This is a genomic window from Paenibacillus sp. WG02 (assembly GCF_055396115.1).
The window spans coordinates 6,620,024-6,640,859 of sequence record NZ_AP036016.1 but is presented as its reverse complement, the minus strand read 5'-3'; the positions used below and the strand labels follow the sequence as shown (position 1 = coordinate 6,640,859).

At 48.9% G+C, this 20,836-nt stretch carries 13 protein-coding genes and 1 pseudogene; 12 read left to right on the top strand and 2 right to left on the bottom strand.

Going from position 1 to position 20,836, the window contains the following annotated elements; translation table 11 throughout:
• Nucleotide 1 precedes the first annotated feature (1 nt).
• From ACBP55_RS30135 to ACBP55_RS30120, 4 genes and pseudogenes are all read left to right on the top strand, one after another.
• Entirely contained in the window at nt 2-1,816 is a 1,815-nt protein-coding gene (locus ACBP55_RS30135; RefSeq protein ID WP_464646900.1) for a HEAT repeat domain-containing protein, read from the top strand.
• Nucleotides 1,792-2,884, top strand: a pseudogene (locus ACBP55_RS30130) (ATP-binding protein). The gene ACBP55_RS30135 and the pseudogene ACBP55_RS30130 overlap by 25 nt, the downstream one beginning before the upstream one ends.
• Nucleotides 2,842-5,217 carry a DUF5682 family protein gene (locus ACBP55_RS30125; protein WP_464646898.1) on the top strand — a complete coding sequence of 792 codons (2,376 nt, stop codon included), beginning with the start codon at nt 2,842-2,844 and terminating at the stop codon, nt 5,215-5,217. The pseudogene ACBP55_RS30130 and the gene ACBP55_RS30125 overlap by 43 nt, the downstream one beginning before the upstream one ends.
• Before the next feature lie 3 nt (nt 5,218-5,220).
• A complete protein-coding gene (locus ACBP55_RS30120) occupies nt 5,221-6,432 on the top strand; it encodes a VWA domain-containing protein (RefSeq protein ID WP_464646897.1) in 1,212 nt (403 codons plus the stop codon).
• A 74-nt stretch (nt 6,433-6,506) separates the two neighbouring features.
• Here the strand turns inward: ACBP55_RS30120 and ACBP55_RS30115 are convergent, their stop codons facing one another.
• Nucleotides 6,507-8,147 carry a PhoX family protein gene (locus ACBP55_RS30115; protein WP_464646895.1) on the bottom strand — a complete coding sequence of 547 codons (1,641 nt, stop codon included), beginning with the start codon at nt 8,145-8,147 and terminating at the stop codon, nt 6,507-6,509.
• Nucleotides 8,148-8,418: 271 nt separating this feature from the next.
• On the opposite strand from ACBP55_RS30115, the gene ACBP55_RS30110 reads away from it, so the two are divergent.
• From ACBP55_RS30110 to ACBP55_RS30075, 8 genes are all read left to right on the top strand, one after another.
• On the top strand, nt 8,419-8,763 hold the full coding sequence (locus ACBP55_RS30110; RefSeq protein WP_464646893.1) for a GNAT family N-acetyltransferase: 345 nt from the start codon (nt 8,419-8,421) through the stop codon (nt 8,761-8,763).
• Nucleotides 8,760-9,059, top strand: a complete 300-nt coding sequence (locus ACBP55_RS30105; protein WP_464646891.1) for a DUF6916 family protein — start codon at nt 8,760-8,762, stop codon at nt 9,057-9,059. Before ACBP55_RS30110 ends, ACBP55_RS30105 begins: the two co-directional genes overlap by 4 nt.
• 1 nt (nt 9,060) lies before the next feature.
• The gene (locus ACBP55_RS30100) at nt 9,061-9,561 is read left to right on the top strand and encodes a phage tail protein (protein ID WP_464646889.1); all 501 of its coding nucleotides are present in this window, start codon (nt 9,061-9,063) and stop codon (nt 9,559-9,561) included.
• A 20-nt stretch (nt 9,562-9,581) separates the two neighbouring features.
• Nucleotides 9,582-10,082, top strand: coding sequence for a phage tail protein (locus tag ACBP55_RS30095; RefSeq protein WP_464646887.1), 501 nt, complete (start codon nt 9,582-9,584; stop codon nt 10,080-10,082).
• 12 nt (nt 10,083-10,094) lie between these two features.
• Nucleotides 10,095-10,619, top strand: a complete 525-nt coding sequence (locus ACBP55_RS30090; protein WP_464646886.1) for a phage tail protein — start codon at nt 10,095-10,097, stop codon at nt 10,617-10,619.
• A 43-nt stretch (nt 10,620-10,662) separates the two neighbouring features.
• Nucleotides 10,663-17,778 (top strand): Ig-like domain repeat protein, encoded by a 7,116-nt coding sequence (locus tag ACBP55_RS30085; RefSeq protein ID WP_464646885.1) that lies wholly within the window; start codon nt 10,663-10,665, stop codon nt 17,776-17,778.
• Nucleotides 17,779-17,917: 139 nt separating this feature from the next.
• The gene (locus tag ACBP55_RS30080; RefSeq protein WP_464646883.1) at nt 17,918-19,093 is read left to right on the top strand and encodes a stalk domain-containing protein; all 1,176 of its coding nucleotides are present in this window, start codon (nt 17,918-17,920) and stop codon (nt 19,091-19,093) included.
• 96 nt (nt 19,094-19,189) lie between these two features.
• A complete protein-coding gene (locus ACBP55_RS30075) occupies nt 19,190-20,146 on the top strand; it encodes a 3'-5' exoribonuclease YhaM family protein (protein WP_464646881.1) in 957 nt (318 codons plus the stop codon).
• Nucleotides 20,147-20,209: 63 nt separating this feature from the next.
• On the opposite strand, the gene ACBP55_RS30070 is transcribed toward ACBP55_RS30075, so the two are convergent.
• The gene (locus tag ACBP55_RS30070; protein WP_464646880.1) at nt 20,210-20,671 is read right to left on the bottom strand and encodes an Lrp/AsnC family transcriptional regulator; all 462 of its coding nucleotides are present in this window, start codon (nt 20,669-20,671) and stop codon (nt 20,210-20,212) included.
• Nucleotides 20,672-20,836 lie beyond the last annotated feature (165 nt).

The following is a 20,836-nucleotide window of genomic DNA, read 5'->3' as shown; positions in this document are numbered from 1 at the left end:
TATGAGTATAGATCTATTGTTTGAGCTGCAGCATGAGGTGCGGCGTTTGTTTATAGCAGGGAGCGGGATGGCGGCGGGCGATTTGCGGTTGCAGAAAATGCTTCCCCAACTGCAGAAGTTGGGCGAGTCAGCACCGGTGTTTAATCGAATAGCTCAGGCGGTTAGTCAAGTTCTAGAGGCAGAGATGAGTAGCTCAGCGAGCAGACTTTTAGAATTAGGTACACTGTTGAATTCCGTTCTGTACACACAGGGGAAAACGGAGACGAAAGAGGATCTAGTTCCTGTGGAAGGAACGGGAGCGAAGCTTCCGACGTCAATTCCTTACCGCAAGCTGCACCCACTCATTGAGGCATTGACGCAAAAAGGTCAGGGCCGAATGGAGCAGCTTCGTCAAGGGTACGACGATGGGTTGTTTGATGATTTCCGCGTCATACCTGCGGCCGTTTCTGCGTTAGACGACAGTTATGTAGAAATACCCGATTTTCTTCATCGAAAGGTGCTGCCCGCACTCGGTATGGAGGCGCTCCCCGCGCTTCAGCAGCAATTCCGGCTGGATGGCGGAAAAGGTGACGCCCGCAGATTGGAGCTTATCCATGAGTTGCTTCCCCTATCTGCCTCAGATCTCCTTCTTACAGCTGCCAAACAGGGCTCAACGGAAGTTCGCTCCACGGCGATTGAGCTTCTGGGCGATTATCCTGATCAAGAGGAATTTATTTTGGAGCAGGCTGACGATAAGAAAAAAGAAATACGCAGAGCCGCCTTATTCGCCTTATCTCGTCTTGGAACGGAGCAAGCAATCGCTCGCCTTTACAAGGCACTGGGTTCGAAGGATCAGGATCTTGCGATAGAGCCGATTCAATTATGCAAAGCCAACGATTTGACACTCAGCATCATCGGGCATGCGGAAAGCGTGTTGGAGCGAATCGTTCAACGTACAAACGTGGAAGATTCCGCACAACAGTTGTTAGCGGACATCCGCAGCTTACAAGGCAAAAGAGTACCGGAAGTCGTGAATTTCCTAGAAAAATTACTGTCTACGCCTAGTTTTATTGTTCCAGAAACGGAAGCTGTCCAGGAAGCTGCTGCTGATCTTCTGCTGCAATTGGATCTACCGGAGGCAGACCGTTTTGCTGTTTCTTTACATGAGGCGTACAATCGCAAGTTTATTGCTTATAGCTTTAGAGCGGCCATCAAGATTCTTCCTCCAGAGGACGTCTACGAACGCTTTTGCCATGATCTTAAGGATAAAAAGCAGCCGGCTGCTAAGGATTTACTGCGAGTATTGTATGAAGTGACACCTCCGCTGCTACACCAAGTAGATGAACCAAATGAGGCTGCAACACCTGATTTTGTAACATGGGATCCACGATGGGCGCATCTGTTTGTGAAATTGGACGAGGAAGAGCTCGTGTGCAGATTTGCTCAAGACCCGGATCCGAAAATCACGGCTTATCTAGTCAAGAAATGCGAAGAGCTGCCTAATTTTAACCGAAATAAAACAGCTAATATGTTGTTGATTCTTTTCAGCCAAAACTATCAGGATGCGCCTAGGCTGCTCATGGATATTTTGGAAAAAGGCGGAGCAAAGCAGTTCTATTACTTGGATCGTGTCCAGCTTACATTGCTTTCTTTACTGCCAAGGCCTTATGCAGAGAGATTGCAGCTATTCGCAGAAGGGTTATCCTATCAAGGCATGAAAAATCAACTGTTAGAAATTGCGGAAACGATAGCTGCGAAGCCGGAACAAACCGAACGCTCAGATAACGAAGAGAAGGGACAGGGATTATGGGGATGGATCAAAAGCAAGATGTCGTAAGGTTACCTTCTGAACGTTTATACATCGACGAATTGGAAGCTTTGAAGAAATTGGATCAAGATGCGAAGCCGGCCGGGTGGCAGCTTTCTCCGAAGGCCGTACTGACGTTCCTGATTGGTGGAAATGAAAAAGGGGTCGCGATCACGCCCAAATATATTGGCAACAAGCGGTTGGTAGAAATGGCGATAGCCACGCTGCTGACAGACCGTGCTCTCATGCTGATCGGGGAACCGGGAACGGCTAAATCTTGGCTTTCGGAAAATTTGACGGCAGCGATCCATGGGGATTCTGGCAAGGTCATTCAAGGAACGGCAGGCACGAGCGAGGAGCATATTCGTTATTCATGGAACTATGCCATGCTGCTGGCGCAAGGACCTTCCGATCAAGCGATTATCAAAAGTCCGATTTTCCGTGCAATGGAAACAGGTGGGATTGCCCGATTCGAAGAGATCTCGCGCTGTGCGTCCGAAGTACAGGACGCTTTGATCTCCATCCTGTCGGAGAAGACGATCTCGATTCCGGAGCTGGGCAGAGAAGTGTTTGCTGCAAGAGGATTCTCTATCATCGCAACGGCCAACACGCGCGACCGTGGAGTGAACGAGATGTCAGACCGCCTTGAAGCGGCGATTTAACATCATCGTGCTCCCATCCCCTTCGGATATCGATACGGAAGTGGAGATTGTTCGCAAACGTGTCAGAGAGATTTCGACGAGCTATGAGTTGAGAGCCTCGCTCCCAGAGGAGGAGGCGGTGCGGAAGGTTGTGACGATTTTCCGTGAGCTGCGCAGCGGGATGACACTCGACGGCAAAGAGAAGGTGAAAGGGCCAAGTGGTGTGATTTCGACGGCTGAAGCGATTTCGCTGTTAACGGGCAGTATGGCGCTTGCAGGAAGCTTTGGCAGCGGACAGATTAGTGAGGAAGACATAGCCGCCGGGCTGCAGGGAGCTATTGTGAAAGACGAAGAAAAAGACCGCCTCGTATGGAAGGAATATCTAGAAAATGTGATGAAAAAGCGGGGATCGACATGGAGAAATCTGTACTTCGCGTGCTCGGAGATGAACAACTAGATCGCAGTCAGGGGTTTCATGTTTTCGGTATACGGCATTTATCTCCTGCAGGCGCTTTCCACCTGCTTGCTTTCTTAGATGAAGTGAAGCCTACGGCAGTGCTCGTTGAAGGACCGAGCGACGCAAGCGGGTTTATTGCTGAACTGACCTCTAATGGTGTTGTCCCGCCAATTGCTATTTTGGCGTATACGGATCAACTGCCCGTAAGGACCCTGTTGTACCCGTATGCAGATTATTCTCCGGAATATCAGGCGTTTCAATGGGCTAGCCACAACGGTGCGCAGGCTGAGTTTATCGATTTGCCATCCGAGCATGCTTTGGCCTTATACGAGCAGAGGCAGCAGCGGAGATCATCTTCTGCTGAGGGAGAGAGCAATCAGACTGATGGCGACGATTTTCAGGCATATGTCCTTGGACAGAGGACGCTGTATCAGCAGTTTGCCAATCTTTCGGAAGAACCGGACTACGAGGCTTACTGGGAGCGGCATTTTGAACATAATCTGCAAAAAGACGCCTACCGCCATGGCATTTATCAATTTTCGGCTCAAATGCGGGAGCTGACCGCGCAGCAGGAGTGGCAATATGCGCCACAGGAAGCGGCGTACAATGAGATTCGGGAAGCTTACATGCGGCGCAAAATTCAGGATACGATTGAAGCAGGTCACGCTCCTGAGAAAATTGTAGTCGTAACTGGCGCGCATCATGCCTCCGCATTAGATTTCCGGTTTCCGGTGATGACGGATGAAGAGATGAAGGGGCTGCCCAAGACGACAACCAAGCTTACGCTGATGCCTTATTCTTATTATAAGCTGTCTTCGCACTCGGGCTATGGGGCAGGGAACCAGGCACCCGCTTATTTCGAATTGTTTTGGCAGTGCCTCCAAAAGGGTGACTTGAGCAGGCTTCCTTCCTTGTATTTTTCTCAGGTAGCTGCTTATCTCAGGGAACATGGCACTTATAGATCCACAGCTTCGCTCATCGAGGGTGTGAGGCTGGCAGAGGCTCTAGCTGCTTTGCACGACGGTAGTCATCCTACGTGGAAAGACCTTCGGGACGCTGCAACGGTATGTCTCGGTCAGGGGGAGCTTTCGACGATTGCGGAAGCTTTGGCAAGGACGGACGTGGGCACGGCCATCGGCAGATTGCCAGAAGGAGTTAGCCAGACACCGATTCAAGATGATTTGAACAGAGAGCTCAAGCGACTCAAGTTGGAGAAATTCAAATCTACGGTTGCTACAACCTTAGAGCTTGATTTACGTGAGAACCGCAGGGTGAAGTCGGAGGAAGCCGCGTTTCTGGATTTGAAGCGGTCTGTTCTTCTGCACCGTCTGGAACTGCTGGGCATTAACTTTGCCAAGAAGCAAAGAGTGAATCAAGACTCCGCATCCTGGGCGGAGAATTGGGTGCTGCAGTGGTCGCCGGAAGCTGAGATCCAAGCGGTGGAGTCGACCTTGAAGGGGGAGACGATTGAGCTTGCGGCGGCTTTCGTACTGAAGGAGCGGCTCGACGTTTGCGGCGATATCGCGGAAGCTTCGCGCATCATTCGGGTCGCTTGCGACTGCGCGTTGACGGAGCTGATGGAGCAGGCCAAATCCACGCTGCAAGGGCTTGCGGTGGATGCCGGCAACTTCGAGCAGGTCGCGGGGGCGGCTTACGAGCTGTCGGTGTTGATCCGTTATGGATCGATTCGCCGAATCGAAACGGATACCCTTGTTCCGCTGCTTCAGCAGTTATTCCTGCGCGGAACGCTGCTTCTCCTAGATAGCGCGGGCTGCAACGATGAAGCTGCTCAGGGCATGGTTCGAGCGATGCAGTTGCTGCACACAATTGCTCAAGACCATTTTGAAACGGTAGACGATAGTTTATGGTTGAGTAAACTGCAAGAGTTGGCTTCACGTGATGACCGCAATGCCAAGCTGTCGGGCTACGCTTTTGCTATTTTGCTTGAGCGAAACGAAATACCGGATGAGCGTGTTGCTCAGGAAGTTTCGCGCCGCCTATCACCTGGGATTCCCGTTGATCTAGGAGCGGGATGGTTCGAAGGGATGTCGATGCGCAACCGATATGCGCTGCTGTCAAGACAAACGTTGTGGCAGCAGCTTGATACCTATATCAGATCGCTGGAAAAAGAGGCCTTCCAACGTTCACTTGTGTTTCTACGCCGTGCTTTCGGTTCATTCGAACCGAGGGAGAAGGCAACGGTGGCCGAGATGATGGGCGATATTTGGGGCGTTGGTGCAGATAACGCCGGGACTGCTTTGCAGCAGCCGTTAAGCGAGGAAGAGAAGGAGAAGCTGGATGAGCTCAACGATTTTGATTTTGGGGATTTGTAGCCTATGACCATGATAGATCAAGAACAACTGAAGCGTTGGCGGTTAATTCTGGGTGCTGCTTCTGAAGAGAAGCTGCAGTCATTTGGTTCTGGTGAAGGAATGCTCGACGAGGAAGCGAGGCTCATGGATGAGGCGCTTGCCGCGATCTATGATGAGACATCCGGCAGTAGTGCTGATGATGTATCGAACGCGGGAGGCCCCCGCAAAGCGGGGCTTGGTCCTTCGTCCCCGAAGCTTGCCAAATGGCTGGGCGATATCCGCACCTTTTTCCCGCCGGATGTGGTCTCCGTCATTCAGTCCGATGCCATTGAGCGCAAAGGCTTGAAACAGCTGCTCTTCGAGCCGGAGCTTCTTTCCCAAGTGAAGCCAGACATCCAAATGGTAGCCACGCTAATGGCGCTCAAAGGGAAAATTCCGGAGAAAACGAAAGAAACAGCAAGGCAATTAGTGAAGGCCGTTGTAGATGAAATCGTGAAGTGGCTTTCGCAGGATCTGCGCCGAGCAGTTACTGGTGCCTTGAATCGCAGGCAGCATTCGCCGCTGCCGTCGTCCACAGGACTGGACTGGAACACAACCATCCGCAAAAATCTCAAGCACTACGACATGGAGCGCGGTCTCCTGCTGCCCGAAAAAGTCTACTTCTTTGACCGAGCACGTCGGAGCAAAGAGTGGACGGTCATCCTGGATATTGATCAAAGCGGTTCGATGGCGGGCTCTGTTATTTACGCGTCCATTATTGGTTCTATTTTCGCTAGTATGCCGGCTCTGGACACGCGAGTGGTTGCTTTTGACACCGAGGTCGTTGATTTAAGTGAGCAGTGTGCAGAAGATCCCGTTGATATGCTGTTTGGGATTCAGCTTGGCGGGGGGACGGATATTAACAAATCCATCGTTTATTGCGAGTCTTTTATCACGGAGCCGAAGAAAACGCTGTTTATCTTGGTCTCAGATTTATATGAAGGCGGCAATCGGACAGAGATGATTCAAAGGCTTGTCGACATGCATCAGGCTGGCGTGAAGACGATCTGCTTACTCGCTTTATCTGACCAGGGCGTGCCTTCTTATGACGATGCTGTTGCTAAAAAACTAGCACAATACGGTATCCCTTGTTTCGGATGTTCTCCTGAGAAGCTCCCGGAATTCATTGAAGGTGCATTAAAAGGGCATGATCTTGCGGTGCTTGCTGAGAGGGTAAAGCATGGTAAGGGGATGTAGCGCTATAATGATAGACGGCTCTCCATCGCATCTAATGTGATAGAGAGCCGTCTTTTTCCAGTATTTATGAAAAGCTATCCGTGGATGGCCACGACCGCAGAACGAGGAACTTCGTTACCTAATTTGTTTGGCCATAAAGATCCCGCGCCAGGGTGATTGACGGACACGAACATTGTCTGCCCGTTTGGGACGAAAGCAGGGCTTGAGAAAGCCGCGTCTTTCGGCGCTGAAGCGAACTGCGTGATTGAAATGCTGGAACCGTTGTTCCCTGCGGCAATCACATACAGTCCATTGTTCCCGAACGATTGATAAGTGCCTGCATGTAGTTTGTCCACGGTGATATCCGTTGCAACCCACATCTGGCCGGAACCATCGAAGGTAAGACCATCCGGTGAGCTCAGTCCGCTTTGACGTCCACCGGTTATGAGAATGTCGAGCTCGAAACGACCGCCATCGGAACCTGTAAGCTCTTCGATACGAGCCACTTTACCGTGGATATTGCCTTGTGCATCATTGTTGACGAAAGAGACGTAAAGAGCTTTATCATCCGGTCCGATCACTAGGTCGCCTTGACGGTCAAGAGGGGTGGCCCCCAAGATGAGAGCAGCATCTGTCGCATTAACGTAAATATCGGCGTCCTCTTGAAACAGTGCAAGCAGTTGGTCTTGACTGTAACCGATCGAGCGCGGCATGAGGAAGTCAGGACGCTCCAATTCCTTGCGAACAGCTTTCACGTTAAGCGGAATCCACTCTCCCCGAGCCAATTGTGCCGCGTACAGAGTACCCTCTGTCAAAAGATCCGAATTATCTCGCCCTTTTGCAGCGTTGAAGGTACCTTGAGAGACGAATTTGAACAGACATCCGCCTTGAGAGTCTCCCAAGTAGACAACTAGACGGTTGTTCTCAGATAACGTCATGGCGGCGCCTGCGTGACGGAAGCGACCGAGCGCCGTATGCTTGCGCGGCTTAAACCCAGCATCAAACGGATCGACTTCGGCCATCCATCCATAATGTGTCTGATCGAATCCGGCGTATCGGCTCGTTAAATCATAGGAGCTCTCCCCGCTTAGCGCTGTACCCCACAGTGTTTGCGTCAAGGATCGGTTTGCAATTGTTCCCTGCACGCGGGTTGCGTTGCGAACGGATTTGGCGCCTTTAGCTGGCCCTGTCAGTTCAATCACATCCAATCCGGTTACCCGGCGGGCATAAGCCGAATTCGTTTCTATCTTCCAGCGGCCGTCTGTACCGCGGTAAACCTCTAACACGGATAAACCTTGATCCGCCAAAAGGCTACGAATTTGTGGAACGGAGTAGCTTCCGTTCAGCTGTTCCCCTTGCTCCAATAAGGAATGGGAGGATTCATGGGCCGCCACGAGTAAGCCATGTACGGATGAGCCTTCGATCGGCAAGTAAAGCGTAGCCGCATTTTCATAGCCAAGTACATCGCCTTTGGTATTAATAGGGTCTCCGTATGCGGCGATGACATCGTAAGTGAAGCTGGACGAGACGTTCAACTTGTCGTTTGACGGAAGTTTGTCGATGGCCGCCAATGTTGAAAGAAGGGCTGTCTGTTTCCCGAAAAAGGGCTCTGCTGCGCTCGCTGTTCCTTGTCCCATAAACAATTGAAGGCCGGATGAAGCGGTCACCACCGTAGCTGCGCTAGTTCCTAAGTACCCCAAAAAAGCACGTCTTGAAATCGTCTTCTTCGAATTCATGCTAGTCCTCCTAAAATTTCAATAAATTACCGGAAAGTTGTTATATGTATCTATGAACATATGATAGTATGTAAATATATGGAGTTATATTTATTCTAATATAGAAGTACGAAATTTAATAGATGAAATGTCAGAGGAGGAACTAGTTCTGGAGACATGTGACGTTCGGCCAGGGGATGAACCTTTTCTTTATCGGCTGTACGCTTCAACGAGAGATGAGGAAATCACAGCCTGGGGCTGGGATCAGCATGCTCGGGAAGCCTTCCTGAACATGCAGTTTAGACTCCAGCAGCAGTCGTATCGAAATCAGTACCCTCAGGCAGAGCACCGGCTCGTGCTTGATCAAAGTATTCCTATAGGGCAATACCGATTGTTTCGAGGAGATGAGGAGTTCGTAGTCGTTGATATTTCATTTGAGCCTAATTGGAGAAATAAAGGCTTTGGCTCTTCATTGTTTCGCCTTTGGCAAATTGAAGCGAGTCGGTCCGGCAAAGGCATTCGTCTTCATGTGCTGCAGGGCAACCGTGCGCGCAAGATGTACGAGCGTTTCGGATTCGTAACCGTCAAACAGGACGGGCTATATGTAGAAATGATGTGGGAGGAACGGACAGAATGACAGTTTCCGTGCAACAATTTAAGGATCAGGTGGGCAGTGTTTTTCATGTAAAGTTAGGGGAGGGCTCCACATCTATTACCCTGAAAGAAATAGAGGATAACAGTGATTCTGTAACAGAGAGATTTACACTCACATTTCAGGGACCGATCGACCGTTTCCTGGAGCAAAATACATATGTGCTGGAACATTCTGCACTCGGCGAGGAAACTATTTTCTTTGTCCCTGTCGCCAAACAGGCAGACGGTTACATCTATCAAGCTATATTTTATCGCATTCACTCGAAGGAGGCAGACTAAAATGGCACAACCATATCTTGGAGAAATTCGCATGTTTGCGGGCAATTTCGCTCCGCTGGGATGGGCATTTTGCATGGGGCAGCTCATGTCTATCTCGCAGAACTCAGCCCTTTATACTTTACTTGGAACGACGTATGGGGGGGATGGTCAAACGACTTTCGCTCTACCAGATCTGCAGGGCCGGATTCCGGTTCATTTGGGTAATTCATACAATCTAGGACAAAAGGGTGGGGCAGAGACTGTTACTCTTACAGTGAATCAAATGCCTGCCCACACGCATAGTGTCAATGCGCGATCGGAAAACGGTATGGTCGGAAATCCGACAAACGCAGTGTGGGCTTCATCTTCAATAAAGCCTTATGGCACGGGAACTCCCAACGAAGTAATGAGCGCGTCGGCTATTTCCACGGTAGGGGGAAGCCAACCTCATGACAACATGATGCCGTTCGTTGCCATTAGTTTTATTATTGCGCTAGAAGGTGTGTATCCTAGTCAGAACTAGAAGGATAAGGAGGTTTTCTTGTGTCAGATTCGTATTTAGGTGAAATTCGTTTGTTTAGTTTCGGGTTCGCTCCGAGAGGGTGGGCTCAGTGTAATGGCCAGATCTTGCCAATCAATCAGAATGCAGCTGTTTTTTCAATATTAGGCACCACCTATGGAGGGAACGGGCAAACCACTTTTGCGCTTCCCAATCTAAATGGGAGAGTTCCCGTACATCCGGGTCAAGGTATTATGCTGGGACAACTCGGAGGAGAATCCAGTCACACCTTGTCGATAAGCGAAATACCGAGTCATACGCACATTGCCAATGCAAAGACGGCGGCTGCATCTTCGGCAGAACCGACTAATCAATTATGGGCATCACTGCCGGTATCCGGTTATAGTAATGCCGCCCCTAACGTAAGCATGAATTCCCAGGCTCTAACGGTCATAGGGGGATCGCAGCCTCATGAAAATATGCAGCCTTATACGGTCCTTTATTTTTGTATCTGTTTACAAGGGATATTCCCATCAAGAGGATAGGAGGTTTGAATAATGGCAGATGCATTTTTAGCGGAGATTCGTTTGTTCGCAGGGAATTTCGCGCCGACAGGCTGGGCCCTTTGCAATGGACAGATTCTCCCCATTTCACAAAATACAGCGTTGTTTTCGCTTCTAGGCACAAATTACGGAGGAAACGGGACTACAACCTATGCACTCCCCAATTTACAGGGGGCTGTGGCTATGGGCACCGGGAACGGTGCAGGAATAACCCCTCGTTCAACAGGTGAAACCGGTGGAACTTCTGTGTTGACGCTGGTATCATCCCAAATGCCTGCGCACACACATACTGTCTCTGCAAGCTCCGTGTCATCGCAAACAAGCCCGGAGAATGCGGTTTGGTCGAAGACTGCAGGCCGCCGGGGAACGCCCGTGTACGACTCAGGATTTCCCGATACCATGATGAACGTGAATGCGATCGGAATCGCTGGAGGTAACCAGCCGCATAACAATATGCAGCCTTATCTTGCTTTGAATTACATTATCTGTATGAGTGGTATTTTCCCAGCGAGAAGCTAAACAACATCGAGGAGGTCGAAAACCATATCATGAAGGAGGAACTATGGAAACGGATGTCCGATATTTGAGGCGATCAATTCCCGCTAGTTGGGTTTTGAAATGGATTATATTTATATTTGTCACTGTAGGCGCATTTTGGGTCACAGCGGGTGTGGCGCAAGCTGCAACGCTCACCGTTACTTCTTTTTCAGATGACGCGAATCCCGGAACACTACGAGCAGCGGTTATGGAAGCGAATTCGACCACAGGCGCAACAACCATCATTGTGCCTGCAGGTACTTATACGTTATCGAGTTCACTTTCGATAACGAGCAATCTGACGATTATCGGGGCCGGGGGTGATTCGAACGGCGACCCTAAGTCTACCATCATTCAAGCGGGAAATTCCGCGGGGAGCGGTACAGATCGTATCTTCAATATTAACCCGAATTTGGACAAAGAGCTGAACGTTACGATTCAATCCGTTTGGCTCCGTTACGGTAAAGCAACGGACGGTTACGGCGGAGGTGCCATCCTTGCCGATGTGGGCAAGAATTCGGGCGTGACGACAATGATCCAAATCGATAACGCCTATATCAGCGAAAATAGTTCGACAATTGGTGACGGTGGCGGTCTCAATTTGACCGGAGGGAAATCGAACGGCACGTTGAAAGTAACCCGATCGACGGTGACAACCAACACCTCGGCAGGAAAAGGCGGCGGCATTTACGTACAATCGTGGGGACCTTTCAAGCTGGATGCTTCGACTGTGGAGAAAAACACGGCGACGGGCGATAACGGCGGTGGTCTTTATATGGAAGGGACCGGAAGCAGCGCCATCACGTCCAGCACCATAAACGAAAATAAGGCCAACTCGAACACTTCCGGATATGGTGGCGGTATATACGCCAATCAAGCTTTGACTTTGGAGAATTCCACTATTTATGGGAATACATCCGCTCTTGATGGCGGCGGCATCTATGTCAACTCGATAGGGACGAACTTGTTCCGTAACAACACATTGAACGCGAATGTATCGACTTCCGGAAATGGCGGAGGGATTTACGTTCAATCGAACGTCGGAAACGTCGAGCTGCATAACAATATCGTGGCAGGCAATAGCAAGGGCGGAGGAACGGCCAGTGACATTGAAGGCTATTCTGTCAAGGTTGCAACCAGTACGAACAACTTAATCGGTACTGGCGGCGCTGGCGGACTGAGCAATATAAGTTTAGGCAACCAAACAGGAGTGGCAAATGCGCTTCTAGGTCCTCTTGCCAATAACGGCGGCATCACGAAAACGCAAGCCTTGTTACCGGGTAGTCCGGCTTTGGATAAGGGCGACAATGCAAACGGTCCTGCTGGCACGTCCGATCAGCGTGGGAATGGATTTGCCAGAAAAGTTCATGCCGCTGGAGCTGGAACATCGCAAATTATCGACATCGGTGCTTTCGAAGCGAATCCGACGATCCAAGTGATTTCTAATCAAACAATGAACAGCGGCGATATGTTGCCGATAACTTTTGATGTAGGGGATGTTACGCTCGGAACGGTTACGACTACGGCAGTTTCAGGGGATAAGACACTGTTGCCTGATGCGGGCTTGAGCATTTCTGGAACTGGCGCGAGTCGTACACTTAAAATCACACCGACCCCGGGAGAACACGGAACGACTATTGTATCCATTACAGCTGTCTCTTCGGTCACCAATCAATCTGTTCTTTTAACATTCAATCTTACAGTTCAAGCATCACCCGATTTAACGATCTCGATGACTCACACGGGTAATTTCCATCAGAGCCAAACAGGAGTTCAGTACACTATTCGGGTGCAGAATAACGGTAATACGAATACGAGTGGGGCTGTTGTTGTGACAGAAACACCACCGCCTGAGTTAACCATAACTGAATTTGATGGCACTGGATGGACATGCCAAATTTCGCCTACGTATACTTGTACGAGAAATGATTCGCTCGCTATGGGAGCGAGTTATCCGAGCATTACCCTAACGGGGAATGTTGCAAGCAACGCTGGCACAAGCATTACGAATAGGGTATCCGTTTCGGGTGGTGGCGAAACCAACACGACGAATAACTCATTCTCTGATCCGACGACTGTGGATACTAAGACCGTGACGAATACGACGGCAAGTTCGACTGCTTCACCAATTGTTTACGGACAAACCGTGCAATGGACGGCGACGACCACATCATCCAGCGGTACACCGACGGGTACGGTGACATTCAAAGAAGGCTCAACCGTGGTCGGCTCAGGTACCTTAGACAGGTCTGGGCATGCAGTGATTACTGCAACTTCGCTTACAGTCGGTACGCATACAATAACGGCTGAATATAGCGGTGATAGTCTGTATTTTGGAAGTACCTCGGCAACATTTACGCAAGTAGTTAGTCAGGCAACTGCCAGCGTAGCTCTTACTAATAACCCGTCCGCATCAGTATATGGTCAAAGCACCACGCTGACGGCTGACGTGACCGCTGTCGCACCGGGAAGCGGTATGCCAACAGGCTTAGTAAGGTTCAAGGAAGGGACTGCAGTGCTGGGTAACGGAACACTTAGTTCCGGCAGCGCGACGTTAACGACTAGTATGCTCGCCGCAGGTTCCCATACGATCACCGCAGAGTATGTAGGCGATGGCAACTTTGCAACCGCGACTTCAGCGGGAGTTACACAAGTTGTTAGTGCAGCCAGTACGACGACGACGCTGAGCAGTTCGGCAGCTACAAGCTTTTTCGGCCAATCTGTAACGATTACGGCGGATATTGCGTTAGTTGCGCCTGGAAGTGGGGCGCCGACTGGTACCGTAACGTTTAAGGAAGGCTCTACGGTGCTTGGCAGCGAAACACTGAGCTCCGGTAGTGCTTCGTTCACAACGACTGTTCTAGCGATCGGATCCCATACCATTACCGCAGAGTACGTCGGCGACGTCAGTAATGGGAATTTTGCAAGTAGTACGACGGCAGCTGGGATCACGCAAACGGTTAATGCCGCTAGTACAACAACGACGTTGACCAGCTCAGCAGCCATCAGCGTGTCCGGTCAATCAGTGTCGATTACGGCAACGGTAGCAGCCGTTGCACCAGGAAGCGGTACGCCAACCGGCACGGTAACGTTCAAGGAAGGTGCTACGGTACTTGGCACCGGAACGCTGAGCTCAGGCAGCGCAGCGTTCACGACGAGCACACTTGCGGTCGGAACTCATAGCATAAGCGCGGAGTACGCAGGCGATGGGAATTTTGCCAATAGTACGACTGCGGTTGGGATCATGCAAACGGTGAATGTCGCTAGTACGACAACGACATTGAGTAGTTCCTCTTCGACAGCTGTAGTAGGGCATGAAGTGACGTTCACAGCAACGGTGACGGCAGTTGCGCCTGGAAGCGGCACGCCAACCGGTACGGTTACTTTCAAAGAAGGGGCTGCGACGCTTGGTACTAGTACTTTAAGTGCAGGAATCGCTACGTTCCCATTTAGCGCACTGACGGTTGGATCTCATACGATTACCGCGGAGTATAGCGGGGATGGCAGTTTTGCGATTAGTACGACAACGGCAGGCATCACACAAATCGTGTCACCGACCGATACAGGGACGACGTTGGATAGTTCATCGCCAACCAGTGAGTACGGTCAATCGGTAAGCTTTACAGCAACGGTCATTTCTCAAGGAGGCGCTATCCCGGTCGGCTCGGTGACGTTCAAGGATGGGTCGACAGTTCTCGGTACTGCCGTTCTGAATGGAACGGGTATTGCGGTATACTCGACAACCGTATTGTCAGTCGGCTCACATACGATTACTGCTGTGTATAGCGGCGATAGCACGAATGCGGCAAGTACCTCAACAGGATTCGCGCAGCTCGTTAAAGCAAAGTCCATGGTTTCCCTTAGCAGCAGCGTTAGTACATCGGTTTATCAGCAAGACGTTACGCTGACAGCTACCGTTACGACAACTGCACTGGGCAGTGGAACACCAAGCGGTACTGTGACGTTCAAGGCCGGCTCTACAGTGCTTGGTACCGGAACATTGAACTCCGCAATCGCGATGATTACTACCAATGTATTAACAGTCGGTACTCATACCATTACGGCTGAGTACACAGGAGATGGCACCTTTACGGCAGGGATGACGGCAGCTGGGATCACGCAAACGGTTAATGCCGCTAGTACAACAACGACGTTGACCAGCTCAGCAGCCATCAGCGTGTCCGGTCAATCAGTGTCGATTACGGCAACGGTAGCAGCCGTTGCACCAGGAAGCGGTACGCCAACCGGCACGGTAACGTTCAAGGAAGGTACTACGGTACTTGGCACCGAAACGCTAAGTTCCGGCAGTGCTACGTTCACAACGAGCGTACTTACGGTTGGAACTCATAGCATTAGTGCGGAGTACACGGCAGAAGACGGGAATTTCATCAAAAGCATGACGACTGCTGGAGTCACACAAACGGTTAATGCGGCCAGTACAACGACAACATTATTGCCAAGTTCTGTGACTAGCAGCGTGTATGGCCAACAAGTGACATTTGAGGCAACGGTAACTGCTGCAGCACCAGGCAGCGGGACGCCAACCGGCACAGTAGCGTTCAAGGAAGGCTCAGTGGTTCTAGGTAGCGGAACAATGAACGCTGGTATTGCATCGTTTAAAACCAGTGCGCTTATAATTGGCCTTCATAACATAAGTGCGGAATACAGTGGAGACGGCAACTTTTCTGGTAGCATAGCTACAGCTGGGATTTCGCTAACAGTAGCAAAGGCTGATACCACAACGACACTGCCAAGCTCGACGATCAATGGATCATTCGGTCAACCGGTGCTGATAACAGCGACAGTAGCGGCTGCCGCCCCTGGAAGTGGGACGCCGAGCGGCACAGTTACAGTCAAGGAAGGTGCTGTGATACTTGGTAGTGGTACATTGAGTTCTGGTAACACAACTATTGCAATAAGCACACTGGCAGTGGGTTCCCATACTGTTGACGTTGAATACGGTGGAGACAGTAACTATACAGCAAGTTCTGCGAGCGCATTAACTATTGAAATCGGCAAATATACAACAACAACCGCGTTATCGACTTCTGTTACTGAACAAGTTTATGGTCAGCCTGTCAAACTAACGGCAACGGTGCAATCTACGGATCCTACCGGCGGTATTCCTAACGGAACGATCGCCTTTAAAGACGGGGGGCATGCTCTCGGAGTTGCAGTTCGGCTTGACGGCAATGGAGTTGCAGTGTTGGAAACAAATGAACTTAGTGTGGGCGTACATGCCATAACTGCCGAGTTCATTAGCGGCGGGGCATTTACTTCAAGTATCTCTAACGCACATCAGGTAACGGTGAAATACGGAACAAGCACTACGGTTACGGCAGTAACCTACGGTATTTCCGCAGAACTGTCTGCCATTGTTACTGCTCCTTCCGACAGAAGTCGTGTTCCTGATGGCACGGTGACGTTTACTAACACTGGTACTGGAATAGAACTTGGCAAAGCCACCCTACAGCAAGGAAAAGCGGTACTTCCTCTGACTTTGGCTCCGGGAGTTTACAAAGTTCAAGCTCTTTACGATGGAAGTACATTGTTTGCGAACAGTGTATCGTCCAATACAGTTACTTTATCTGTATACGGTACTGGTCTTCTTCTAGATAATGTTAGCTATCAACTGAACGTCGGTGATTCGCACTCGACTGTCGTACAGGTCGTGTATGGCGCACCACCGTACAAGAACGTAACCAACTCGGCGATTTATGTTTCTTCACATCCTGATATCGCATCCGTGGATAGCAAAGGTAAGGTAACCGGATTGAAGTCAGGTGATAGTCAAATAACCGTTACTTATGGAGGCTTGCCACCGGTCAACGTGCAGGTTCATGTTGTAGAGCTGAGCTCGTCTCCTGGTCCTTCGGGTGGGGCTTCAACGCCTGAACCTTCAATTGAACAGAATTGGTTTACATTGGATCGGACTTCGCAATTGAAGCTAAACAAAGTATCAGTAACTGTGCAAATGATAGGGAATGTACAAGTGGTGATACTGAATGAAAATGATTTGAAGAAAAAGCTGCTGCTTTCCAGTGAACCGCAATTGTTCGCCGTTGAGTTTCCATCAGCATCACAGGAAATTCAAGTAACGCTGGGGATCGATTTGATGAATCAAATCAATGCTGCGAACTCCGCAAACGTGATCGGTTTGCATACTGAAGGGACGGAATTCCTACTCCCTGCCAAATTGTTCACCATTGATGCGATCAGCCGCCAACTCGGTATTTCCAAAGATGATGCGGCAAAAGGTTCTCTGAATGTGCAAATCGTAGAAAAATCTGCTCCAACAGGTTCCAATCCGATTACAAAGGTCATTGACATTAACATTAGTGTGAAGATCGGTAATCAGACGATGGATCTGAATGCGTATCATGGAAATTACCTGGAGCACTCGTTCTTGCTTTCATCCGAAGCAGATCTGAGCCAAACGGTTGGCGTTGTTATTGACAAGGACGGTAAGATTTACCCAGTTCCGACGCTATTCCAAAAAGCTCATGATGGCAAAATAATCGCTTCCTTAATGGCTGATCATCATGGAACATTCACAGTCATAACGAACAAAACGTCATTTAACGACATCTCATCCTCTTGGGCTAGTCAAAGCATCCTGAAGCTGGGGAATCGTCTAATCGTAACAGGTTATCCTGACGGATCGTTTCATCCCAATGCTCCTGTCACGAGAGCGGAATTCTCGGCTATTCTCGGCAGGGCGCTTGGAATTATCCCTGAGACAATTCTGAATGCTACGTTTAAAGATGTAAGTCAAGCAGACTGGTACGCTGCGTTTGTGCAGCCTATGATTCAAGCGGGCCTCATCTCTGGTTATGAAGATGGTACGTTCCGTGGAAATCAGCAGATTACGCGAGAGGAAGCTGCGATTTTACTGAGCAGAACTCTCAAGTACATTCAAACTAATTTGAAATCGAATCAGGTCGACTCTAGCGCAAATAACTTCACAGATAGCGGACAAATTGCCGACTATGCGAAGGAAGCGGTACAAACGGCCAAAAACAATGGCTTCATTAGTGGCTACGAGGATGGTAGTTTCCGGCCAAACGGTAAGACGAACAGGGCAGAAACGGTCATGATGATCATGAATCTTCTGCAACATACAGGCTTAATGAATCCATAAGTTTTTAGCAGTGGCCACTCCTTCAATAGGGGTGGCCATTTTTTTATTATCTATATTTCGAAGGAGTTTTTTGGAAACTTTTTACAACCATAAGCGTAAATTCAATGAGCAGTATTTTTGTGGGAAAGGGAGTGCGCTCTTGAAAGGTAGGATTCACGGATTGTTGTGCTTTGTTTGTATGTTCGGTTTGTTTATCAGCTTTATGGCGCCTAAGGCGTATGCTTGTTCCCGCGGGCCGACAACGTTTGAGGAAGATTTTCTGGAAGCGAGTGCGATCTTTACGGCTAAAGTCACGAGCGTGGATGCTGTGTATCCATCGCAGAAAGCGGCAGTAGTGGAACCTGATAAAGTATTCAAGGGACAGTCTCCGTCCTTTGTTGTGACCAATGATGATTCGGACCAATGCGGTGCCGGTATCGAAGTTGGAGAAACCTATTTATTTTACTCCCAGAGATGGGATTTACCTTACGTTAGTGTATTTGATACGCATCTTCTTAGTACAGAAAGAGCAGAAAAGCTGACGCATTGGCTCTCAGATAGGACTGAGAAACAACAACCTAAGCCTCCCCGCACGGAGACTATTCTTGCCCACAGGCAGGGAGAGATCCGGATATTTTTTGAACATCATGATAGAGGGTACTCGAAAAAGTCGTTCATAACGAACAACTCCATTTATGTTCCTCTTTCCTTTTTCAACGATACACTCTGGCATTCGGCGAACTGGAATGAGGATAAGAATGAAATTGTCATCGATACAACGAACCGTTTAGAATTCGAAGAGCCAGATCCCAATGCCCTCCTTGCTCCCCATAGAGGGGCGCCTAAAGAAATCAGCGCAGCGTATAATGAGATTAAAATCAAAGTGAAAAGTGAAACCCTACAGGAACATCCGGAAGCGTTTGTTTCGGGTGATGAAATCTTTGTCCCTTTACGCGTCGTCGCAGAAAAGCTTGGTTATGAAGTCGAATGGGTAGACACTTCTTCTTCTGTCATACTTCACATCCCTCTTGAAAAGCAGAGTGGGCCCAAAACTTTGGCCATGAGATATATCAATAATACCGGGTTGGAAGTCGAAGTTAAGCCGGAAACGGTTCCTTTTGCGGAAATGTTAAAAGATGAGCTTGGATATCGAAAGTATGGAATACAATTTTATTTGAAAATGGATAAACAGGATATTCGGCTGTTAGTGCCTTATGAACTCCTTCGCAAAATCGAAAGTGACGCTTCATTTCGTGAAAAGGTCGGGGCAAAATTAGGAAAGCCGATGAGCGAGATACCCCGCAACAGGATGCTGACAGTAAAAGACTTTGAGTGAGAACAGCAGCACTTTCTCAAATTTCTATCATTTTCTATTAATTAATTCCATCCTATTCGTAGTATAATGTTCCTAATGACATATGGAGGAACTAAAATGACGTTAATTAAGCAACTGCAAGCACCAGAAGAGTTTGTAGGTTACTACCTCATTAAAGAGTTAGAAGTCAAACAAACGAATACCACGCCTGCCAAGGATTTCATGGACATTGTTCTATGCGATGCTAGTGGGCAGATCTCCGCAAAACTATGGGATGTTAGCGCGACCGATAAAGAAACCTTTTTCCCGATGACGTTGGTCAAAGTTCAAGGCTTAGTCCAAACCTATCGAGATAAACTACAGGTGAAAATCGGTAGATTGCGCAAGGCGCTGCCAGAGGATGGCGTACATATTACGGATTTCATTCGTTCAGCACCAATTAGTCCAATCGATCTTATTCATACGATAAATCAAGTTTTGGAAAGTATTACGAATCCGACCATCAAATCGATTGTTTCGTTTTGTGTGAGCAAAGTAGAGGAGAAGTTAAACCATTCCCCAGCCGCCAAGACTCATCATCATGCCTATTTCGGCGGCCTTGCTTATCATATCGTACGAATGCTGGAGATTGGTGAATTTATTTGTAAACAGCGGCCATTTCTCAATGCCGATTTAATTAAAGCGGGCATCATTTTGCATGATATCGCCAAACCCGAAGAGATGATCGCGCAGCTAGGAATCGTTTCGGATTACAGTGTGCAAGGAAAGCTGCTCGGACACATCTCGATGGCGTCGAACTGGATTACGGAAGCTGCCCTGCATCAGGGGATTGATCTTCAATCGGATGTTGTCATTGGTCTGCAGCATATTGTGCTGTCCCACCACAACTTGCCTGAATGGGGGAGTCCGGTGCTGCCTCAAATTCCAGAAGCTGTTGCTTTGCACTACATTGATTCGATGGATGCGAAGCTGCAAATGGTTGAGGACACCCTGCTGACAACGCCGGAGACAGAAGCATGGACGCCAATGATCCGCGGACTAGAAAATAAGGCGATGTATCGTTTGAACTTATAACTTATATTAAAATAACGAAAACTGCGTGAGCACAGATGCTCACGCAGTTTTTTTTGTCTTTTTTCACAATTCCAATCCAGTTCCTTGTTTAAACCGTTTAATGACGACTTGCGTGTTAACGCGTACGACGCCTTTCAATTTGTAGATATTTTGGTAGAGGAAGTCTTCGAGCGCAGCATCGTCTTTGAGCAAAGCATGCATATGCAGAGAGCTGCTCCCTGTCATTTGATAAATACTGATAACGTTGGAGTCAGCGGAAAGCAGATTGCCTACTTCCTCAGCAAAACGCGGCTCCACTTCGACTTCGAAAAAAGCGCTGACTACTTTACCTAACTTCGTCGCGTTCAACCGAATCGTAAAGTTTTCGATGACTTCTTTCTCGATGAGGCTTTCGACTCTTTTTTGAATCGCAACACGTGAGAGATTGAGAATTTCCCCGATTTTTGCATAGGATATCCGGCCGTTCTCGTGTAGTAACTTGATGATTTCTTGATCGACTTGGTCGAGGTGAGGGAGTTCTAACACAGGCATGACTCCTTTTTCGTGAAATATATACAGTTGTTAATATTATCACAGTATTCTCATGGAAAGAACAAATTTAACGCGAAAAATCAAACTATGTTAATCGAATAAACTAATATTATGTTAAAAACGCAACTATATACAGTGATTTCATTTACAAATGGAGTT